General features: G+C 62.4%; 5 protein-coding genes and 3 pseudogenes. 7 read left to right on the forward strand and 1 reads right to left on the reverse strand.

Going from position 1 to position 23232, the window contains the following annotated elements; genetic code table 11:
• From ACR9YP_RS12705 to ACR9YP_RS12725, 5 genes and pseudogenes are all read left to right on the forward strand, one after another.
• The gene (locus ACR9YP_RS12705; RefSeq protein WP_474220018.1) at positions 1-528 is read left to right on the forward strand and encodes a copper resistance CopC family protein; all 528 of its coding nucleotides are present in this window, start codon (positions 1-3) and stop codon (positions 526-528) included.
• A 9-nt stretch (positions 529-537) separates the two neighbouring features.
• A complete protein-coding gene (locus tag ACR9YP_RS12710; protein ID WP_474220019.1) occupies positions 538-2529 on the forward strand; it encodes a c-type cytochrome in 1992 nt (663 codons plus the stop codon).
• Between the two features lie 43 nt (positions 2530-2572).
• The gene (locus ACR9YP_RS12715; protein WP_474220020.1) at positions 2573-3085 is read left to right on the forward strand and encodes a hypothetical protein; all 513 of its coding nucleotides are present in this window, start codon (positions 2573-2575) and stop codon (positions 3083-3085) included.
• Positions 3082-3312 (forward strand): annotated as a pseudogene (locus tag ACR9YP_RS12720) (acetyl-coenzyme A synthetase N-terminal domain-containing protein); the annotation flags it as partial. The gene ACR9YP_RS12715 and the pseudogene ACR9YP_RS12720, both read left to right, overlap by 4 nt.
• 266 nt (positions 3313-3578) lie before the next feature.
• Positions 3579-3932 carry a hypothetical protein gene (locus tag ACR9YP_RS12725; RefSeq protein ID WP_474220021.1) on the forward strand — a complete coding sequence of 118 codons (354 nt, stop codon included), beginning with the start codon at positions 3579-3581 and terminating at the stop codon, positions 3930-3932.
• A gap of 232 nt (positions 3933-4164) precedes the next feature.
• Here the strand turns inward: ACR9YP_RS12725 and ACR9YP_RS12730 are convergent, their stop codons facing one another.
• Positions 4165-5031 carry a hypothetical protein gene (locus ACR9YP_RS12730; protein ID WP_438110284.1) on the reverse strand — a complete coding sequence of 289 codons (867 nt, stop codon included), beginning with the start codon at positions 5029-5031 and terminating at the stop codon, positions 4165-4167.
• Between the two features lie 908 nt (positions 5032-5939).
• Between ACR9YP_RS12730 and ACR9YP_RS12735 the strand changes: the two are divergent.
• Both ACR9YP_RS12735 and ACR9YP_RS12740 read left to right on the forward strand, forming a co-directional pair.
• Positions 5940-6284, forward strand: a pseudogene (locus ACR9YP_RS12735) (formyltransferase family protein); the annotation flags it as partial.
• 1185 nt (positions 6285-7469) lie between these two features.
• Positions 7470-23219 (forward strand): annotated as a pseudogene (locus ACR9YP_RS12740) (amino acid adenylation domain-containing protein); the annotation flags it as partial.
• Positions 23220-23232: the final 13 nt, after the last annotated feature.

The following is a 23232-nucleotide window of genomic DNA, read 5'->3' on the forward strand; positions in this document are numbered from 1 at the left end:
ATGTCTCACGAAAAACACGGAAACAAGAGCGATTACATCCGAGTAGCGACGGGGCCGTCACTCGATCATGCTGGCACGCCAAACTTGACCGCCGGCACCGGCAGGGCGCGAACTAGGCTGATTCAAGGGACGGTAAGAGAACTCTCGTCCGCAAGCAGGCGTCCGGTATCAGCGCTTGGCATCACGTTGCTGTGCGTTGGCCTCGTGTGCCTGCCGACGGCTGCCTCTGCACATGCCGCTCTCGTGAAGTCCGATCCCGCGAGCCGGGCAGTGTTAGCTCATTCGCCGCAGCAGATCGAACTGTGCTTCAACGAACGCATAGAGCTCAAGTTTTCGAAAGTGGAGCTCAAGAACGCCAACGGTCAGTCGCTAACGCTCGGCGATTTGAAAGCGGGCAATGATCCGAAGTGCATGGTAACGGCAGTATCTGACATGAGACCGGGCAGCTATTCGGTTCATTACCGCGTTCTCTCGCAAGACGGGCATGTGGTGGACTACGGCTATCAGTTCACCGTCGAGGAACGTTAGGCATGCGGAATGACGGTATTGTTTCCAGCTCTGTGTAAGGCCATCGCTGACATTGCGCTTGCATGGGTCATAGGCGGAGTACTCTTTCTGTTGCTGGCAGCGCCGTCTTCCGATCCGTTCCTTGCCGCTTGGCAAAGACGAGTGCAGGTGAGCTTTCTCTGGGCGGCCGGCATTCACCTCTTCGCTACCGCTGGGTTATTTATCGCTCAAGTCGCGATTGCGACAGATATGGCACTATCGGAGATAGTAGCGGCTGGCCAGACGCTGGAAAGCTTCGGATTTGACACACATTACGGTCGGATCACGCTTGCAAGGTTAGCGCTCTCTCTTCTTTTGCTGCTGCCGACAGCGATCCTAATTCGTGGCTGGTCGAGGGAGCAGCAACGTTTAGTTTCAATCGTGACAGCCGGGACAGCAGCACTGATCGCGCTGATTGGTCCACTTGCTGGACACGCCGCCGGGGAAGACGACAGCCGTTGGCTCGTTCCGACCTATCAACTTCACGTGCTCGCGGTTTCTGCTTGGCTTGGGGCCTTACCGGCTTGGATCTGGCTGGTGGCTTCGGTCGCTGTCACCCCCACGGAGACTCGGCGCGTCTATGTCGCAGCGACGCTGCGACGTTTCTCCCAACTAGCAATCGGTTTCGTGGTCGTCGTCGTCGCATCAGGTTTGGTGCTCGCGTTTAGCTCCGCTAGTTCGGCTGGCGAGTGGCTTGGCACGACCTACGGTCAACTAATTATAACGAAGCTTGCTCTACTTGCATGCATCCTGTTGGTGGCCAATCGGATTCGCACGCGCTTCCTACCCGTCATGGAAACCGTAGGAGCAAAACCCGCGGCTTTTCTTGCAGGAGCTGGATGGGCAGCAACTGAATTCTTTTGCGGTGTTCTGATCGTCGGCTGCGCAGCCGCGCTCTCTTCAGTCATACCAGCACGACATGATCAGCCCATCTGGTGGCTGCCGTTTCGCTTTTCGATCGAAGCCACGTGGCCGGCGTGGCCGACGCCCGTTATCGCGGCGGGCGCCTTCTCACTAGCACTATTGTCACTCTTCTGGGGCCTACTCGTTTGTTTGAGAAAGCCGCAAAAGGTAAAAGCAGTTGCAGCAGGCGCCGCCGCCGTTATTTCGGTCGCAGGCGGTCTGTGGCAGATATCCGTGCAAGCCTATCCCGATACTTACCGCCGCCCGTCGGTTGCCTATTCGACGATATCAATAACCAATGGAAAGCGTCTATTTGCCCAGAATTGTGCGGCTTGCCACGGCAGCGGAGGGCTTGGCGATGGTCCGGCGGCATCGACCCTTCCCAAGCCGCCCGCGAATTTGAGCGAACCGCATACTGTGCTGCACACGGCCGGCGACATGTTTTGGTGGCTTAGCCATGGAATTCCAAAAAGCGGCATGCCCGGATTTGCTGATGTATTGGACGAACAGGCCCGCTGGGATGTGATCAACTTCCTGCGGACGTTTTCAGAGGGATTTCAGGCGCGCCTCCTGTCGCCTGAAATCGTACCCGATCATCCGTGGCTGGGGGCTCCAAACTTTTTCTTAGAGGACGAGAATGGGGCGGAGAGGGAGCTGAAGGACTTCCGTGAGCAAAGCAATGTGCTGCTCGTGTTTCCCGAAAAGTCCGACGCAATGCGCGTTGAACAGCTACGCCTTGAGCAGAAAAGATTCCGGAAAGAACGATTGTGGGCGATTATCGTGTCGCCGGACGCAAAGCTGGCGGCGGGCGTCTCAAATGTCCGGCATGGAGCACAAGAGGTTAGAGAAAGTTACGATCTGCTCTCCCGGAGCACTACAAATCGTGGAGATCCCAAGCGTTTGGAAATGGGAAGACATTCCATGGAATTCCTAATCGACAGGTTCGGATACATCCGTGCGCGCTGGTTGCAAGAGGACGACGAATGTGGTTGGCAAAATTCCGACGAGCTGATCTCGCAGGTCCGAGTTCTCAATAGAGAGTCCAAAATTCTCCCGCCACCCGCTCAACATGTGCACTGAATTAGTGGAAAGCTTTCAGGGCTCGCAAACAAAGGAGGAAAGCATGCAAATATCATCCCGTCCCAACCGGTTTGGCGATCGATTCGAACAGTTCATTTGGTGCATGCTTCTTGTGGCTGGCGCTCTGGTCGCGGCTCCAGCCCACGCACAACACCATGAGCCGGGCATGCACCATATGCACGGGTCTGACGGTGCGCCTGTTGCGAGATCGGGAAATACCGGCGAGCTGCCCGCATTGAAGATCCTCCTGCCGCAATCGGGTAATACCATCGGCGAGCGTGTTGCTTTCGTTTTCCAAGCCGACGATAACATCGCAGAAATGACCATGAGCTCTGCCAATCCGAGCGTTCATCTGCATGTTGCGATGGACGAAACCGAGCTCATGCCAATGGCAGACCAGCTGATCCAGCTTGGGGATGGCCGCTATCTCTATGTTTTCGATCTCCCTGCCAAGCCTGGTCGGCACACAATAAGACTCTATTGGGCGGATCCGCAGCATCACACAATCTCCGAGACGGTACAGACCCTCAACGTGGTTGTGAAGGAATCAAAATGAGCAAGCCGTCAATCATTGGGGGCTTAGGTGTGAGCCATTATCAGGAAAGTCTTGCGCGTGCGCTAGCTGATCCGGAAGGATTTTGGGCGGAAGCTGCGAAGGAGGTTGATTGGATCGAGTGGCCGAGAAAGATCTTCGATCCATCAATGGGCATCTACGGCCGTTGGTGCGCCGGCGGAGCGGTCAACACTTGCTACAACACGCTCGATCGCCATGTCGCACATGGCAGCTGGGCGGCGGCCGTTCCGGCGAAATGCGGATCACGCGGTTCTTCGCCGCGCAGTTCCTCGGCGGCTTCAATGGGCGCCTCCTGCAATGCGACGCGTGACGAGCGCTGATCTGACGTGAGTTGCGGCGTATCCCTCCGCCAAAGCTTTCAATTACCCACAAATGCTTGATTCGATGGCGGTAGTCCTGATCGAAAAATCTTGAATCGGATGAATCGCTTGTGATTCATTGTCGGGCACCTGAATCGCGACGGCGAGGTGCCTTGATGTGTTCAAGCGGAGCGGCGTGTCGTTGCTCGGCCGGCCCGGATGATGGTGATGAAAGTGCCGTCGAACATTGGACGGAGCGCGAGATCGACAAGACAGCGTTCAAGGACTATCTGAAGGCAACCGGGGCTGCCGGCGGCATCGCCGTGATCAGCAGCCTGGGTCAACTCGGAAGCTTCGCGAGTCCCACAATCATTGGATGGCTGATGCACACCTCGGGACATCCCGATGCCGCGCTCTATGGCCTGGCGTCCTTGTTGCTGTTGAGCAGCGTAATTCTGTTCGTGCTGGTGCCGTCCCATAGACCTGCTCCAATCAATGCCGCTGAGGCCATCGAATCGAGGAGTTCATAGATTGGTACAACGGGCCTATCGCGGAGCGACAACCAATCCTGACTGCAAGCCGCAGCAGTAGAAAAAGTCGTCCCGAAAACGATTGAACGAGAGCCATCCATGCTCGCACTGAGCTTCTAAGCGGAGAGGAACCCATGCTTGATTACGCGAGCTTCGGACACGGCCCAAACAAGGTGATGGCTTTACACGGCTGGTTTGGGGATCACTCGACATTTGACAATGCGACACGCGCTTAGGCCAATGCCACGGCTATCCTTCGAGTGCCGGGTAGCGATGTCCAATTGTTCACCGCATGCGCCCAAGTTAGGTTGTTCAGAATAACAAGGTCCCCTGGTTTTAGCTTGAGAATAATCTCGTCACAAAAAAGTTTCTCGTAATCGGCGCCTGAACACCAGCTCCGTCCTGCATTAACGGGGTCCAGTTGGTGCAACTCAAAACCGTCCGGCGGGAGCTTGAGAAGTTCGCGCTCCTGCAACATCCGAACGAAAAAGTGAAGACAGCTTTGGTCAACACTACCAATGTTATCCCAAAGGACATTCACATCGCGCCCTAGGAGAAGGGAAAAGCTTCTTTTCGGCCTTGCCATAACAATCGCCAGCAAAAGGCCCGGGATCTCGGATTTAACCTCGGCTACTATTTGGTCATCTGGTACCAAATAGTCATCCGGCGAGCTCAGACGATAAAGTGCTTTTGCACGAGTGATCATGCCCCGAGACAATGGTTTTGATCCAGGTAATATTTTTGTCGTTTTTTCTCGTAAAAGTCCCCATGCCTCACTTGTGTCGTCGATGTTCAATAGGATTGTTTCTCCTCCGTCTTTACTATTCTCGAAACAATAAAAGCACGACAACTGCATATTAGATATTCTATCTCCTTCGGAATGCGGGGTGACAAGCTGATAATCATCTCGGGAATTAACGCTCATGAAGTATTTGTTGATCCGCCGTCGGTGACCAAGAAAATCGGAAAAGCCGGCCTCCAGCTCTAGCTTTTTTTGCAATCCCAGTTCACCGGCAATTTGATGTACGAGGCCGTCCGCCTCGCTCGGTGAGACATTACGAATCAAAATGACACAGTCTCGACTGAGTGCCTCGATCACGCAAGTCACATCCAAGCCGCTGCACCCAAGGGCCAACAGCATGCGCCGATGTGAGAGATCAGGAGTCAGTTGTGGTTGCGACATTCGCCGTGGACCCGTTCTTCGTCGCTTTCGTCGCCTCACGAGCAAGGGCCGTGCCACAGACGTCAGCGGGCATTAAGCGAAAACGCTACTTAGTGCCGAGCCCCGGCCAATCTGCGAAAACGCGATGCGTGGCGAACTTTGCAACATCGAGCGGAATCCCTGCCGCAGGACCCTCTCTCACTCGACGAGCAGACCACCTGGAGAAAGCAGCGGCGAGCATTTTGGCTCGCAAAGGCAATTCGGGCAAGGGGCGGGCGCCCGATCTTGAGTGGTCGTCGCTGTTGACGGCGCGTGCTGTTGTGTTGAGCTCTGTTCGGTTCAAGGCGTTAATGTCCCAAGCCCGACGGCATGACGGCAACCGGCGAGAAGCGAATTGTTTTCTTCAGAATGAGCTCGCAGAAGGTCATTGGCGCGTCCGTTACTTAACGTGAGCGCCAAGGAGATTCTGCTGTACGCGCGGCGATGACGGCGGCTGTTGCAGAGCTTCCGACGACTTTGCGGACCGCCCATGCGGTGATCGTCGCCAATGACGTCCGTATTGTTGTGCTGAGCTGTGTCTGGTTCAGGACGTCGATGTCCCAAGTCCGACGGCGGCATTCCGAGCGAGGCGCGCGTTGTTTCTTCAGGAAACGCTCGCAGTACCTCATTGGTATGTCGATTGCTTGAATTGGTATGTCGATTGCTTGAAATGCGGGGTGATCCGTTACGGCCTTCATCGTAACCCCTGTCTAAGAGTTCAGATGAAACTTGCTACACCGGTTGGCTCTTGCATCTTTGTTGGTGGTGGTACGCTAGCTGTTAGATGTGCTCAGCTGGTGATGGAGATGGGCCACGTGATCCGGGCGGCGCTGTGTGCCGACGCCATATTCCGCGATTGGGCCGCTCTCGCCGATATCTTGTGTGTGACGAGCATTGAAGAGCTATCTGCGCTGCTCAACGCCGAGCCAGTCGAGTGGATATTTTCCGTTGCCAATCCGTTCATATTGCCAGCAGATGTGTTTGGGAAAGCGCGTAGAGGCGCTTTCAATTACCACGACGGTCCGTTGCCGCGATATGCCGGAACTCATGCGACGTCTTGGGCGCTTCTTGCCCGTGAGACCGAACATGGCATCACGTGGCATCGTATCGATCACGGTGTTGGTACTGGTGAGCTGGTCGTCCAACGCCAAGTATTGATTGCGACGAGCGATACTGCGCTGACGCTGAATCTCAAATGTTATGAGGCTGCTATCGATGGCTTCCGCGAGCTTCTAACTGGCTTAACAAATGGAGAGCTTAGTGCTCGTCCGCAAGCGCTAGCGGACCGAAGCTTTTTCCCGAAAGGTCGACGCCCAGATGCTGCGGGCTGTCTGCGATGGGATCGATCCGCACAAGATCTGGAAGCGATGACGCGCGCCTTAGACTTTGGCCCGTATCATACCAATCCATTGGGGTTGTCCAAGGCTCTCTTAGGCGATGACGTTGTCGTCGTCAGGCGCTTGGAGGTGACGGCTCGGCGCTCGGGCTTTGCTGCGGGGTCTTTAGTTGAGATCCACCCCAGCCACTGGCGTGTGGCGACAGGGACAGAGGATGTTGATGTTTGGCTTAGCAGCTTGGATGGTAAGGCTCTGGATGCGCGGGCACTCGCGAGGCGTTCTGATTCCCATGTAGGCGACCGCCTCCCGATTCTGAGCGATGACGAGGCGCGGAGCATAACGGTTGCGCATGAAATGTTGGCGCCTCGTGAGAGTTTTTGGCGACGGCGGCTTGAACAGTTCAAAACATCCCAGCTTTCCTTTTTGTCGTCTTCAGTAGCTTTGGCTGCACCTCAATGGCAGTTGAGTTCATGGCGAATTCCAGGTGCTTTGGCTGAGCTGTCTCCCAGTAATCGCACGGAATTCTTGCTAACGGCTTGGCTGATCTACCTAGCCCGCATCACGGGAGAATTAGAGCTTCAATTGGGATGGACTCCCGCGCCGAGTGGATCGCGAGCGGGCTTGAAAGCGCTCGAGGTGCTTGTCGCTTCTGTTGTGCCGATGGCAATTACCATCGATCTCGACAATGATTTTGCAGAGGCGCGCACGGTGGTGGCGGCCGAATTCGCTCAGCTGAAGGAGCAGGATAGCTTCGCGCGAGAACTTATTGCGCGCTGCCCAACGTTGCTCGGTATGGAGGCGTTACGATTGCGCCGGCCCTGGCCCGTTGGCGTTATGCTTACTGTAAGTGGCGAGTTTGCCACTGGTGACCTAGCTTCGAGCCCGACTTCTGAGGCAGCCCTGCCCGGTGAGGCGTTAACATTTGAGGTTTGCGCTCTAGATGGGAGCTTTCGATGGCACTTTGATGCAAGTCGCTTGGAGCCCAAGCATATCGACCGTATGACCCAGCATTTGCAAAATTTGCTATGTGCTGTGAAGGCAGATCCGCGGCAGCCGGTGGGGCGGATTGAACTCTTGTCATCCGCTGAGCGTGCGTATCTGCTGGAGGAGCTGAACCGGACGGCATCGGCCTATCCGTCGGACGTGTGTATCCACGAGCTGTTCGAGGCACAGGTTCGCCGTGCGCCGGACGTGGTGGCGGTGGTCCATGAGGAGGAGCGGCTAAGCTATGGCGAGCTGAATGCGCGGGCCAACCGCCTGGCGCATCATCTGATCGGTCTCGGGGTCAGGCTGGACCAGCCGGTGGCGATCTGCGTTGCGCGCAACGTGGCGATGGTGGTCGGGCTTTTGGCGATCCTCAAGGCGGGCGCGGCGTACCTGCCGCTGGACCCGGCCTATCCACCGGCGCGGCTGCGGCAGGTTCTCGACGATGCGGCGCCGCGGCTCCTGCTGGCCGATGCGGCCGGCCGATCCGCAATGGGCGCCGATGCGCTGGCCGATGTGAGCGTGGTGGATCTGGAGACGGCCATGCCGGCGTGGGCAAACCTGCCGGCGTCGGATCCGGACCCGCGTGCGCTTGGCCTCACCTCACGCCATCTCGCCTATGTGATCTACACCTCCGGATCAACAGGCACCCCCAAGGGGGTCATGGTCGAGCATCGCGGAGTGGTGCGTCTGGTGGCGGAGAACGATTTCGTCGAGATCTCGCCGCGGGACGTTTTTCTCAACGCTTCCTCGCCGACATTCGATGCGACCACCTTCGAAGTCTGGGGAGCCTTGGCGAACGGCGCCAGTGTTGTGCTCTATCCTGAACGCTATCTCTCGACGGCAACGCTGGCCCGGATCATCCAAGACCAAGGCATCACTATCGCTTGGATGACTGCGCGGTTGTTCGACGTCTATGTCGGGGAGGGGCGGAGCACCAGTGGGCTGCAGCAACTGCTGGTCGGGGGCGAAGAGGTCTCAGCCAGTTCCATCAGAGCATGTCAGAAGCGACATCCGACGCTGCGAATCTCAAATGGCTACGGCCCGACCGAGAACACCACCTTCAGTCTCTGCTACCCGGTGCCTGCTGGCTTCGATGGCCAGCAACGGGTGCCACTGGGACGACCAATCCGGAATTCGGTGGTCTATCTGCTGGACGGTCATGGTGCGCCGGTTCCGTTTGGCGCGGTCGGGGAGCTCTACGTCGGCGGGGCGGGGGTGGCGCGCGGCTACCTGAACCGGCCCGAGCTGACCGCGGAGCGGTTCATCGCCAGTCCCTTTGTGGACGGCGACCGGCTGTACCGCACCGGCGATCTGGCGCGCTACCTACCGGACGGCAATCTGGAGTTTTTGGGCCGCAACGACGACCAGGTGAAGATCCGCGGCTTCCGGATCGAGCCGGGCGAGATCGCGGCGCGGCTTTGCGAGCACCCGTTCGTGCGCGAGGCGGTGGTGGTGGCGCACGAGGTCCCCGGCGGCGAGCAGCGTCTTGTCGCCTATGTGGTGTGCACGCCGGAAGCAGCTTCGAACGGGCTGGAGGGAAGCGAGCTTGCCGGCGCCTTGCGCGCCCACATAAGTGCACACCTGCCGGAGTACATGGTGCCATCGGCGTTCGTGCGGCTGGGGGCGCTGCCGCTGACGGTGAACGGCAAGCTGGACCGCAAGGCGCTGGCTGCGCCGGACGATGAGGCGTATGCGCATCGCGCCTATGAGCCGCCGCAGGGCGAGATCGAGATCACGCTGGCACAGATCTGGGCCGAGCTTCTCGGTGTGGAGCGGGTCGGACGCCACGACCACTTCTTTGCGCTCGGCGGGCACTCGCTCTTGGCGGTGCAACTGATCGAGCGGCTGCGGCGGCGGTCGCTGGGGGTCGAGGTGCGGACCTTGTTTGCAAAGCCGGTGCTGGCGGATCTGGCCGCGAGCCTCGGCAGTCATCACGAGGTGGCGGTCCCGGCCAATCGGATCAGCGAACAGAGTCCGGCGATCACGCCGCAGATGTTGCCGCTCATTGAGCTGGCGCAGGGCGAGATCGACCGGATCATCGCCACAGTGTCCGGCGGGGTCGGCAACATCCAGGACATTTATGGCTTGTCGCCGCTGCAGGACGGCATCCTGTTCCATCATCTGTTGGCGACAAAGGGCGATCCGTACCTGCTGGTATCGCAGATGGCGTTTGCCGACCGTGGCGTGTTGGACCGCTATCTTGCTGCGGTCCAGCGGGTGGTGGACCGGCACGACATTCTGCGCACCTCGTTCGTCTGGGAGGGGCTGTCGCGCCCGGCGCAGGTGGTGTGGCGCCACGCATCGCTGGAGGTGAGCGAGGTCGAGCTGGACGGGTCTGCTGGTCCTGGCGCCGCGCAGCTTAAGGATCGGTTTGATCCGCGCCAGCACCGCATCGATCTTGGCCGAGCGCCCTTGTTGCGGTTTGTGATCGCGCGCGAGCCCGGCAGCGGGCGCTGGCTGCTGTTGGAGCTGCAGCATCATCTGATCGGGGACCACACGACACTGGAGGTGATGCGTGCCGAGGTCCAGGCTGTGCTGGAGGGGCGGGCGCATGAGCTGACCGAGCCACAGCCGTTCCGCAATCTGGTAGCGCAGGCGCATCTCGGCGCTGATGCCAAGGCGGATGAAGCGTTCTTCCGGGGGTGGCTGGCAGACATCGACGAGCCGAGCACGCCGTTCGGCTTGAGCGAGGTGCGCGGCGACGGCAGCGGGGTTCGAGAGGCGCAGCGGATGCTGCCGCAGCAGCTGAACGCGCGGCTGCGCAGCCAGGCGCGGCGGCTGGGGGTGAGCCTGGCCAGCCTGTGCCATCTGGCCTGGGGTCAGGTGGTGGCGCGCAGCAGCGGGCGCGAGCAGGTGGTGTTCGGCACGGTGCTGTTCGGCCGCATGCATGGCGGGGCGGGCGCCGACCGCGCGATGGGCCTGTTCATCAACACCCTGCCGCTGCGGCTTGACCTTGACGGCACCGCGGTCGAGGCGAGCGTGCGAACCACGCATGCCCGGCTGGTCGAGCTCTTGGCGCACGAGCATGCCTCGCTGGCGCTGGCGCAACGCTGCAGCGGCGTTGCGGCGCCGGCGCCGCTGTTCAGCGCGCTGTTGAACTACCGCCACAACACGCCGGCGGCGGTCACCGCCTCCGCAGCCGATGATGCGCTGTCCGGCGTGGAATGGCTGGGCGAGGAGGAGCGCACCAACTATCCGCTGACCTTGTCGGTGGAGGATTTTGGCGAGGCGCTCGGGCTGACGGTGCAGGTGGCGGAGCCAATCTCGGCGGATCGGATCTGCGGCTACATGCAGCAGACGCTGGCGCAGCTGGCGGAGGCGCTGGAGCGGGCGCCGGACATGCCAGTGCGGGAGCTGGACATCCTGCCAGCGGACGAGCGCACCTATCTGCTGGAGGAGCTGAACCGGACGGCGGCGCCGTATCCTGTGGAGCAGTGCATCCATGAGCTGTTTGAGGCGCAGGTGCGCCAGGCGCCGAATGCGGTGGCGGTGGTCTATCAGGACCAGCGCGTCAGCTATGGCGAGCTCAATGCGCGGGCCAACCGCCTGGCGCATCATCTGATCGCAATTGGGGTGAAGCCGGACCAGCCGGTGGCGATCTGCCTGCAGCGCAGTCCGATGATGGTGGTGGGGCTGCTGGCGATCCTCAAGGCGGGGGGCGCCTATCTGCCGCTGGATCCGGCCTATCCGTCGGCGCGGCTGCGGCAGGTTCTCGACGATGCGGCGCCGCGAGTGCTGCTGGCCGATGCAGCCGGGCGATCGGCGCTGGGCGACGATGCGCTACGCGATCTGACGGTGGTGGATCTGGCGGCGACGCCGGAATGGGCAAATCTGCCGGCGTCAGATCCGGACACGCGTGCGCTCGGCCTGACCTCGCGCCATCTCGCCTATGTGATCTACACCTCCGGATCCACAGGCACCCCCAAGGGCGTCATGGTCGAGCATCGCGGCTTGGTCAATCTCAGCTTGGCTCAGATCGGGCTTTTTGGCGTTTGTTGCAACAGCCGCGTGGTGCAGTTCGCCTCCTTCGGTTTTGATGCAAGCGCCTGGGAGCTTGTTATGGCGTTTGGTTCGGGAGCCACATTGCATTTGCCTGCGGATGAGCTCCGTCAAGCGAGTAACAAGCTATCGGATTATCTGCGAAGCGAAGCCATCACGCACGCGACGCTGCCTCCAGCCTTGCTTCAGGGAAGCCAGAAGCTGGAAGGCTTGGGATCGCAAGTTCTCATTCTTGCTGGAGAGCTGCCGAAGGCAGAACTCATCCGGAGTCTGGCTCCAGCATCCATTATCAATGCTTATGGACCTACCGAAGCAACAGTTTGTGCGGCGACCTGGAGTTGCCCCGATGGGTTTGATGGGGCCATTGTCCCGATTGGCCGCCCGATTGCGAACACGCGTGTGTATCTGCTGGATGATCATGGCGGGCTGGTGCCGTTCGGTGCGGTCGGGGAGCTCTGCATTGGCGGGGCGGGGGTGGCGCGCGGCTACCTGAACCGGCCCGAGCTGACCGCGGAGCGGTTCATCGCCAGTCCCTTTGTGGACGGCGACCGGCTGTACCGCACCGGCGATCTGGCGCGCTATCTGCCGGACGGCAATCTGGAGTTTTTGGGCCGCAACGACGACCAGGTGAAGATCCGCGGCTTCCGGATCGAGCCGGGCGAGATCGCGGCGCGGCTTTGCGAGCACCCGTTCGTGCGCGAGGCGGTGGTGGTGGCGCACGAGGTCCCCGGCGGCGAGCAGCGTCTTGTCGCCTATGTGGTGTGCGCGCCGGAAGCAGCTTCGAACGGGCTGGAGGGAAGCGAGCTTGCCGGCGCCTTGCGCGCGCACATAAGTGCACACCTGCCGGAGTACATGGTGCCATCGGCGTTCGTGCGGCTGGGGGCGCTGCCGCTGACGGTGAACGGCAAGCTGGACCGCAAGGCGCTGGCTGCGCCGGACGATGAGGCGTATGCGCATCGCGCCTATGAGCCGCCGCAGGGCGAGATCGAGATCACGCTGGCACAGATCTGGGCCGAGCTTCTCGGTGTGGAGCGGGTCGGACGCCACGACCACTTCTTTGCGCTCGGCGGGCACTCGCTCTTGGCGGTGCAACTGATCGAGCGGCTGCGGCGGCGGTCGCTGGGGGTCGAGGTGCGGACCTTGTTTGCAAAGCCGGTGCTGGCGGATCTGGCCGCGAGCCTCGGCAGTCATCACGAGGTGGCGGTCCCGGCCAATCGGATCAGCGAACAGAGTCCGGCGATCACGCCGCAGATGTTGCCGCTCATTGAGCTGGCGCAGGGCGAGATCGACCGGATCATCGCCACAGTGTCCGGCGGGGTCGGCAACATCCAGGACATTTATGGCTTGTCGCCGCTGCAGGACGGCATCCTGTTCCATCATCTGTTGGCGACAAAGGGCGATCCGTACCTGCTGGTATCGCAGATGGCGTTTGCCGACCGTGGCGTGTTGGACCGCTATCTTGCTGCGGTCCAGCGGGTGGTGGACCGGCACGACATTCTGCGCACCTCGTTCGTCTGGGAGGGGCTGTCGCGCCCGGCGCAGGTGGTGTGGCGCCACGCATCGCTGGAGGTGAGCGAGGTCGAGCTGGACGGGTCTGCTGGTCCTGGCGCCGCGCAGCTTAAGGATCGGTTTGATCCGCGCCAGCACCGCATCGATCTTGGCCGAGCGCCCTTGTTGCGGTTTGTGATTGCGCGCGAGCCCGGCAGCGGGCGCTGGCTGCTGTTGGAGCTGCAGCATCATCTGATCGGGGACCACACGACACTGGAGGTGATGCGTGCCGAGGTCCAGGCTGTGCTGGAGGGACGCGAGCACGAGCTGACCGAGCCACAGCCGTTCCGCAATCTGGTGGCGCAGGCGCATCTCGGCGCTGATGCCAAGGCGGATGAAGCGTTCTTCCGGGGGTGGCTGGCAGACATCGACGAGCCGAGCACGCCGTTCGGCTTGAGCGAGGTGCGCGGCGACGGCAGCGGGGTTCGAGAGGCGCAGCGGATGCTGCCGCAGCAGCTGAACGCGCGGCTGCGCAGCCAGGCGCGGCGGCTGGGGGTGAGCCTGGCCAGCCTGTGCCATCTGGCCTGGGGTCAGGTGGTGGCGCGCAGCAGCGGGCGCGAGCAGGTGGTGTTCGGCACGGTGCTGTTCGGCCGCATGCATGGCGGGGCGAGCGCCGACCGCGCGATGGGCCTGTTCATCAACACCCTGCCGCTGCGGCTTGACCTTGACGGCACCGCGGTCGAGGCGAGCGTGCGAACCACGCATGCCCGGCTGGTCGAGCTCTTGGCGCACGAGCATGCCTCGCTGGCGCTGGCGCAACGCTGCAGCGGCGTTGCGGCGCCGGCGCCGCTGTTCAGCGCGCTGTTGAACTACCGCCACAACACGCCGGCGGCGGTCACCGCCTCCGCAGCCGATGATGCGCTGTCCGGCGTGGAATGGCTGGGCGAGGAGGAGCGCACCAACTATCCGCTGACCTTGTCGGTGGAGGATTTTGGCGAGGCGCTCGGGCTGACGGTGCAGGTGGCGGAGCCAATCTCGGCGGATCGGATCTGCGGCTACATGCAGCAGACGCTGGCGCAGCTGGCGGAGGCGCTGGAGCGGGCGCCGGACATGCCAGTGCGGGAGCTGGACATCCTGCCAGCGGACGAGCGCACCTATCTGCTGGAGGAGCTGAACCGGACGGCGGCGCCGTATCCTGTGGAGCAGTGCATCCATGAGCTGTTCGAGGCCCAGGTGCGCCAGGCGCCGGACGCGGTGGCGGTGGTCTATCAGGACCAGCGCGTCAGCTATGGCGAGCTCAATGCGCACGCCAACCAGCTGGCGCATCATCTGATCGGGCTCGGGGTCAGGCCGGATCAGCGGGTGGCGATCTGCGTTGCGCGCAGCGTGGCGATGGTGGTCGGGCTGCTGGCGATCCTCAAGGCGGGGGGCGCCTATCTGCCGCTGGACCCGGCCTATCCGCCGGCGCGGCTGCGGCAGGTTCTCGACGATGCGGCGCCGCGAGTGCTGCTGGCCGATGCAGCGGGGCGATCGGCGCTGGGCGACGATGCGCTACGCGATCTGACGGTGGTGGATCTGGCGGCGACGATGCCGGAATGGGCAAATCTGCCGGCGTCAGATCCGGACCCGCGTGCGCTTGGCCTGACCTCACGCCATCTCGCCTATGTGATCTACACCTCCGGATCCACAGGCACGCCCAAGGGCGTCATGATTGAGCATGCGAGCACGGTGAACCTGCTGCATTGGAGCAGCGACGTGTTTACGGCATCAGAGATCAGCCGCACGCTGTTTGCCACCTCGATCAGTTTTGATCTGTCCGTCTATGAGTGCTTCGTTCCGCTTTCGCAAGGAAGCACGCTTTACCTTGTCGAGAATGCGCTGGCGCTGGCCGAGAGGTCTTTGGATATCTCTTTGATCAACACAGTGCCCTCGGCGATCGCCGCTCTGGTCGACAGGAAAGCAGTGCCGGCTTCGACCGGCGTCGTCAATTTGGCGGGCGAGTGGCTGACGGCGGAACTGATCGAGAAGATCTTTGCGAGCAGTCGGGTCCAGAAGATTTGTAATCTGTACGCGCCTTCTGAAACCACCACGTACTCAACCTGGATCTGCGTGCAAAGGGGGGACGTTGTCGTTGAGACGATTGGCCGCCCGATTGCGCACACGCGTGTGTATCTGCTGGATGATCATGGCGGGCTGGTGCCGTTCGGCGCGGTCGGGGAGCTCTACGTCGGCGGGGCGGGGGTGGCGCGCGGCTACCTGAACCGGCCCGAGCTGACCGCGGAGCGGTTCATCGCCAGTCCCTTTGTGGACGGCGACCGGCTGTACCGCACCGGCGATCTGGCGCGCTATCTGCCGGACGGCAATCTGGAGTTTTTGGGCCGCAACGACGACCAGGTGAAGATCCGCGGCTTCCGGATCGAGCCGGGCGAGATCGCGGCGCGGCTTTGCGAGCACCCGTTCGTGCGCGAGGCGGTGGTGGTGGCGCACGAGGGCCCCGGCGGCGAGCAGCGTCTTGTCGCCTATGTGGTGTCGCCGGAAGCAGCTTCGGACGGGCTGGAGGGAAGCGAGCTTGCCGGCGCCTTGCGCGCCCACATAAGTGCACACCTGCCGGAGTACATGGTGCCATCGGCGTTCGTGCGGCTGGGGGCGCTGCCGCTGACGGTGAATGGCAAGCTGGACCGCAAGGCGCTGGCTGCGCCGGACGATGAGGCGTATGCGCATCGCGCCGCCTATGAGGCGCCGCAAGGCGAGATCGAGATCACGCTGGCACAGATCTGGGCCGAGCTTCTGGGTGTTGAGCGGGTCGGACGCCACGACCACTTCTTTGCGCTCGGCGGCCACTCGCTCTTGGCGGTGCAGATGATCGAGCGGCTGCGGCGGCGGTCGCTGGGGGTCGAGGTGCGGACCTTGTTTGCAAAGCCGGTGCTGGCGGATCTGGCCGCGAGCCTCGGCAGTCATCACGAGGTGGCGGTCCCGGCCAACCTGATCAGCGAACAGAGTCCGGCGATCACGCCGCAGATGTTGCCGCTCATCGAGCTGGCGCAGGGCGAGATCGACCGGATCATCGCCACAGTGTCCGGCGGGGTCGGCAACATCCAGGACATTTATGGCTTGTCGCCGCTGCAGGACGGCATCCTGTTCCATCATCTGTTGGCGACAAAGGGCGATCCGTACCTGCTGGTATCGCAGATGGCGTTTGCCGACCGTGGCGTGTTGGACCGCTATCTTGCTGCGGTCCAGCGGGTGGTGGACCGGCACGACATTCTGCGCACCTCGTTCGTCTGGGAGGGGCTGTCGCGCCCGGCGCAGGTGGTGTGGCGCCACGCATCGCTGGAGGTGAGCGAGGTCGAGCTGGACGGGTCTGCTGGTCCTGGCGCCGCGCAGCTTAAGGATCGGTTTGATCCGCGCCAGCACCGCATCGATCTTGGCCGAGCGCCCTTGTTGCGGTTTGTGATCGCGCGCGAGCCCGGCAGCGGGCGCTGGCTGCTGTTGGAGCTGCAGCATCATCTGATCGGGGATCACACGACACTGGAGGTGATGCGTGCCGAGGTCCAGGCTGTGCTGGAGGGGCGGGCGCATGAGCTGACCGAGCCACAGCCGTTCCGCAATCTGGTGGCGCAGGCGCATCTCGGCGCTGATGCCAAGGCGGATGAAGCGTTCTTCCGGGGGTGGCTGGCAGACATCGACGAGCCGAGCACGCCGTTCGGCTTGAGCGAGGTGCGCGGCGACGGCAGCGGGGTTCGAGAGGCGCAGCGGATGCTGCCGCAGCAGCTGAACGCGCGGCTGCGCAGCCAGGCGCGGCGGCTGGGGGTGAGCCTGGCCAGCCTGTGCCATCTGGCCTGGGGTCAGGTGGTGGCGCGCAGCAGCGGGCGCGAGCAGGTGGTGTTCGGCACGGTGCTGTTCGGCCGCATGCATGGCGGGGCGGGCGCCGACCGCGCGATGGGCCTGTTCATCAACACCCTGCCGCTGCGGCTTGACCTTGACGGCACCGCGGTCGAGGCGAGCGTGCGAACCACGCATGCCCGGCTGGTCGAGCTCTTGGCGCACGAGCATGCCTCGCTGGCGCTGGCGCAACGCTGCAGCGGCGTTGCGGCGCCGGCGCCGCTGTTCAGCGCGCTATTGAACTACCGCCACAACACGCCGGCGGCGGTCACCGCCTCCGCAGCCGATGATGCGCTGTCCGGCGTGGAATGGCTGGGCGAGGAGGAGCGCACCAACTATCCGCTGACCTTGTCGGTGGAGGATTTTGGCGAGGCGCTCGGGCTGACGGTGCAGGTGGCGGAGCCAATCTCGGCGGATCGGATCTGCGGCTACATGCAGCAGACGCTGGCGCAGCTGGCGGAGGCGCTGGAGCGGGCGCCGGACATGCCAGTGCGGGAGCTGGACATCCTGCCAGCGGACGAGCGCACCTATCTGCTGGAGGAGCTGAACCGGACGGCGGCGCCGTATCCTGTGGAGCAGTGCATCCATGAGCTGTTTGAGGCGCAGGTGCGCCAGGCGCCGAATGCGGTGGCGGTGGTCTATCAGGACCAGCGCGTCAGCTATGGCGAGCTCAATGCGCACGCCAACCAGCTGGCGCATCATCTGATCGGGCTCGGGGTCAGGCCGGATCAGCGGGTGGCGATCTGCGTTGCGCGCAGCGTGGCGATGGTGGTCGGGCTGCTGGCGATCCTCAAGGCGGGGGGCGCCTATCTGCCGCTGGACCCGGCCTATCCGCCGGCGCGGCTGCACCAGGTGCTGGAGGATGCGGCGCCCCACCTGTTGCTGGCCGATGCGGCGGGGCGCGCCGCCTTGGGCGATGTGGGCGTCGATGCGAGCGTGGTGGAGCTCGATGCGGCGGCACCGGCGTGGGCCAGCCTGCCGGCGTCGGATCCGGACCCGCGTGCGCTTGGCCTGACCTCACGCCATCTCGCCTATGTGATCTACACATCGGGCTCAACCGGTTCGCCCAAGGGGGCACAGAATGAGCATCGGGCTATCGTTAATCGCCTGATCTGGATGCAAAACGCCTATGGTCTCAACGCAACTGATGTCGTGTTGCAGAAGACGCCATTTAGCTTCGATGTCTCGGCCTGGGAGTTCTTCTGGACCTTGCTTGAAGGGGCAACCCTGGTGCTGGCGCCGCCCGGTGCGCACAGAGATCCCGACGCATTGGTCGACTTGATCATCAACGAGCGAATTACGACGGTTCACTTCGTGCCATCCATGCTGGTCAGCTTTATGGATGCGAAGAGTGTTGACCGCTGCACATCGCTGGGACGAGTTTTATGCAGCGGCGAGGCGCTTCCTGCCGCCAGTGTGCATAACGTTCGGCGCCTCTTGCCTTGGACGGGCCTGCACAATCTGTACGGTCCGACGGAAGCTGCGATCGACGTGACAGCGTGGAGTTGTCCGGCTGAGTTTGATGGCGCCATTGTCCCGATTGGCCGTCCGATTGCGAACACGCGGGTGTATCTGCTGGATGGTCATGGGGCACCGGTGCCGTTCGGGGCGGTGGGGGAGCTCTACATTGGCGGGGCGGGGGTGGCGCGCGGCTATCTGAACTGCCCTGAGCTGACAGCGGAGCGGTTCATCGCCAGTCCCTTTGTCGAGGGCGACCGGCTGTACCGGACCGGCGACCTGGCACGCTACCTGCCGGACGGCAATCTGGAGTTTTTGGGCCGCAACGACGAGCAGGTGAAGATCCGCGGCTTCCGGATCGAGCCGGGCGAGATCGCGGCGCGGCTCCTCGAGCATCCGGCGGTGGGTGATGCGGTGGTGGTGGCGCGCGAGGATGGCTGCGGCGACAAGCACCTTGTCGGCTATGTGGTGTGTGCGCCCGAGGCAGCTTCGAACGGACAGGATGGCGGCGACCTTGCCGGCACCTTGCGCGCGCACATAAGTGCGCACCTGCCGGACTACATGGTGCCGTCTGCGTTCGTGCGGCTGGCGGCGCTGCCGCTGACGGTGAACGGCAAGCTCGATCGCAAGGCGCTGCCGGCGCCGGACGATGAGGCGTATGCGCATCGTGCCTATGAGCCGCCGCAAGGCGAGATCGAGACCACGCTGGCAACGATCTGGGCCGAGCTTCTGGGTGTTGAGCGGGTCGGACGCCACGACCACTTCTTTGCGCTCGGCGGGCACTCGCTGGTGGCGGTGCAGCTGTTGAGCCGGGTCTGGCAGGCCATTGGCTTCACACTGCCGCTGACCACGCTGTTTGCCAAACCGGTGCTGGCCGATCTGGCCGCGAGTATCATGGATGAGTTGAGCCGCTCCGGCGCGCAAGACCTGCCAGCCATTGCGCCGGTGTCGCGTGAAGCGCCGCTTGTGCTGTCGTTTGCGCAGCAGCGGCTGTGGTTTTTGGCGCAGCTGGATCAGAGCAGCACGAACTATCACATTCCGCTCGGGTGGCGGCTCAAGGGTGGGCTCGACCGCAGCGCCTGGCAGCGTAGCCTGGACCGTGTGTTGGCGCGCCATGAGGCGCTGCGCAGCGTGTTTGTCGCGCCGGAGGGCAAGCCCTGGGTGGAGCTGCTGCCGGAGGATGCGGGGCTGCCGGTTGTGGAGCACGATCTGCGGGACAGGCCGGATGCGGACGAGGCGCTATTGGGTCTGTGCAGGGAAGAGGCGTGCACGCCGTTCGATCTGGCGCGTGGCCCGCTGATCCGTGGCCGGCTGATCCGGATCTCGGATGAGGAGCACGTCTTGCTGCTGACGCAGCATCACATTGTCTCGGATGGTTGGTCGCTGGGCGTGTTGGCGCATGAACTCAGTCAGCTGTACCGGGCGTTCGTGGCCGGAGAAGGCGATCCGCTGCCGCCGCTTGCAATCCAGTATCCGGACTATGCCGCCTGGCAACGGCAGTGGCTGTCGGGCGCGCGGCTGCAGCGCCAGGCGCAGTATTGGCGCAACAATCTGTCTGGCGCGCCAGCCCGTCTGGCGCTGCCGACGGACCGGCCGCGGCCGGCGCAGCAGTCGTTTGCGGGGGCGACGGTCCCGATCGTTATTGATGCGGAGCTGACGCGGGAGCTGAAGCGGCTGGGCCTGCAGCAAGGCACGACGTTGTTCATGACGGTGCTGGCGGGGTGGGCTGCGGTGCTGTCGTGTCTGTCGGGACAGGACGATCTTGCGATTGGCGTGCCGAGCGCTAATCGCGGTCGCCGCGAGATCGAAGAGCTGATCGGCTTCTTCGTCAACACCCTGGTGCTGCGGCTGGACCTGTCGGGCGAGCCGAGCGTGTCGGAGCTGTTGGAGCGGACGCGGCGCACGGTCTTGGGAGCGCAGGAGCACCAGGACCTGCCGTTCGAGCAGGTGGTGGAGATCGTGCAGCCGCCCCGGGCTCTTGATCACACGCCGTTGTTCCAGGTGATGCTGGCCTGGCAGAACAACGCCGCTGGGACGTTCGACCTTCCTGGGCTGATGGTGGAGGCGGCGGCAGACGGCTTCGATCAGGTCAAGTTCGATCTGGAGCTGAGCCTTGGCGAGCAGGGTGAGGTGATCGCTGGCACGCTGGGTTATGCCACGGCGCTGTTCGATCGCGCGACCATCGAGCGGCAGCGTGGTTATCTGCTGGCGCTGCTGCGGGCGATGGTTGCCGATGCGCAGCAAGCGGTCGGGCGGATTGAGCTGCTGCCAGCCGACGAGCGCGCGTATCTGCTGGAGGAACTGAACCGGACGGCGGTGACGTATCCTGAGCAGCAGTGCATCCATGAGCTGTTTGAGGCGCAGGTGCAAAAAGCGCCGGAGGCGGTGGCGGTGGTCTATCAGGACCAGCGCGTCAGCTATGGCGAGCTCAATGCGCGGGCCAACCGCCTGGCGCATCATCTGATCGCAATTGGGGTGAAGCCGGACCAGCCGGTGGCGATCTGCGTTGCGCGCAGCGTGGCGATGGTGGTCGGGCTTTTGGCGATCCTCAAGGCGGGCGGGGCGTACCTGCCGCTGGACCCGGCCTATCCGCCGGCGCGGCTGCGGCAGGTTCTCGACGATGCGGCGCCGCGAGTGCTGCTGGCCGATGCAGCGGGGCGATCGGCGCTGGGCGACGATGCGCTACGCGATCTGGCGGTGGTGGATCTGGCGGCGACGCCGGAATGGGCAAATCTGCCGGCGTCGGATCCGGACCCGCGTGCGCTCGGCCTCACCTCACGCCATCTCGCCTATGTGATCTACACCTCCGGATCCACAGGCACCCCCAAGGGGGTCATGGTCGAGCATCGCGGCTTGGTCAATCTCAGCTTGGCTCAGATCGGGCTTTTTGGCGTTTGTTGCAACAGCCGCGTGGTGCAGTTCGCCTCCTTCGGTTTTGATGCAAGCGCCTCGGAGCTTGTTATGGCGTTTGGTTCGGGAGCCGCATTGCATTTGCCGGCGGATGAGCTCCGTCAAGCGAGTAACAAGCTATCGGATTATCTGCGAAGCGAAGCCATCACGCACGCGACGCTGCCTCCAGCCTTGCTTCAGGGAAGCCAGAAGCTGGAAGGCTTGGGATCGCAAGTTCTCATTCTTGCTGGAGAGCTGCCGAAGGCAGAACTCATCCGGAGTCTGGCTCCAGCATCCATTATCAATGCTTATGGACCTACCGAAGCAACAGTTTGTGCGGCGACCTGGAGTTGCCCCGATGGGTTTGATGGGGCCATTGTCCCGATTGGCCGCCCGATTGCGAACACGCGTGTGTATCTGCTGGATGATCATGGCGGGCTGGTGCCGTTCGGTGCGGTCGGGGAGCTCTGCATTGGCGGGGCGGGGGTGGCGCGCGGCTACCTGAACCGGCCCGAGCTGACCGCGGAGCGGTTCATCGCCAGTCCCTTTGTGGACGGCGACCGGCTGTACCGCACCGGCGATCTGGCGCGCTATCTGCCGGACGGCAATCTGGAGTTTTTGGGCCGCAACGACGACCAGGTGAAGATCCGCGGCTTCCGGATCGAGCCGGGCGAGATCGCGGCGCGGCTTTGCGAGCACCCGTTCGTGCGCGAGGCGGTGGTGGTGGCGCACGAGGTCCCCGGCGGCGAGCAGCGTCTTGTCGCCTATGTGGTGTCGCCGGAAGCAGCTTCGGACGGGCTGGAGGGAAGCGAGCTTGCCGGCGCCTTGCGCGCCCACATAAGTGCACACCTGCCGGAGTACATGGTGCCATCGGCGTTCGTGCGGCTGGCGGCGCTGCCGCTGACGGTGAATGGCAAGCTGGACCGCAAGGCGCTGGCTGCGCCGGACGATGAGGCGTATGCGCATCGCGCCGCCTATGAGGCGCCGCAGGGCGAGATCGAGATCACGCTGGCACAGATCTGGGCCGAGCTTCTCGGTGTGGAGCGGGTCGGACGCCACGACGACTTCTTCGAACTGGGCGGGCACTCACTGCTAGCGGTGCGGCTTCTCAGTCGAGCGCTCGATGCCGGGTTCAAGTTTACCGCCGCCGATCTCTTCCAAGCTCCTGTTCTGAAGGAACTTGCATTGAAGGTTCATTTGGAGCCACAGCCCAGTAGTCCGGGAGTGATTTGTGTTCGCGCAACCGGATCGCAGCCGCCGCTGTTCTTTGTTCCCACAGGCTTAGGAGATTGTTCCTATATCCTCAACTTGGTGGAGGAAATGGACGCGGACTGTCCAATCTATGGTCTACCGTGGCCTTCTTTCAGTGAAGTTTGTTCACCAACTCTTGAAGCGATAGCCTCGCAAGTCATTCCGGCGATCAGGGAGATACGGTCCAGGGGTCCATATCGATTTGCTGGATACTCATCAGGCGGAATATTGGCTTACGCCATAGCCGAGCACTTACTGAGCCTCAATGAAACTGTCTCATTTGTGGCGTTCATTGATGTTACCCTACCCGCAAAGCCAGCCGGCATGACGCCCACCCAGATGGTATGCGAAGTGGTGCTGGAAACTCTTGAACCCCTTGAGGACGAGCACTTTAAACTATTAAAGCGCTTTGCACGGCACAGTTCAATCGCTCAACTACTTGAGAAGGCTCATCAAATAGGAGCTATACCTCCGGATCACAATGATGCTTTGATGTACGAGAGAATTGAGCAGTTTCAAAGGGCGCTGCAGCTATATCGGGCTCCGTCGCTGCCAATTGAGGTACATCAGTTTTACGCGACGGATTCTTCCGTAAGTTGTTGCGCACGACTAGACAAGAGCTCAATAGCTCCAGAGATGAGCTCGCCGATGCGAGGCTGGGACAGGGTTTTGAGTGCAGCGGCCATTGATACCACACCGATTCCAGGCAATCACGCGACGATGATGAACACTCCAGAAAACCGCAAAGTCCTGGCACGCTCGTTATCAAGAGCCTTAAATAGCTCACCGACGTGATGATCTGAGGCCG

This window comes from Bradyrhizobium sp. BR14999, assembly GCF_056106085.1.

Bases quoted from the DNA above. Each gene is read 5' to 3' on its own strand.
- ACR9YP_RS12705 (WP_474220018.1), top strand. From the start codon at position 1: ATGTCTCACGAAAAACACGGAAACAAGAGCGATTACATCCGAGTAGCG.
- ACR9YP_RS12725 (WP_474220021.1), top strand. From the start codon at position 3,579: ATGTGTTCAAGCGGAGCGGCGTGTCGTTGCTCGGCCGGCCCGGATGAT.
- ACR9YP_RS12715 (WP_474220020.1), top strand. From the start codon at position 2,573: ATGCAAATATCATCCCGTCCCAACCGGTTTGGCGATCGATTCGAACAG.
- ACR9YP_RS12710 (WP_474220019.1), top strand. From the start codon at position 538: ATGACGGTATTGTTTCCAGCTCTGTGTAAGGCCATCGCTGACATTGCG.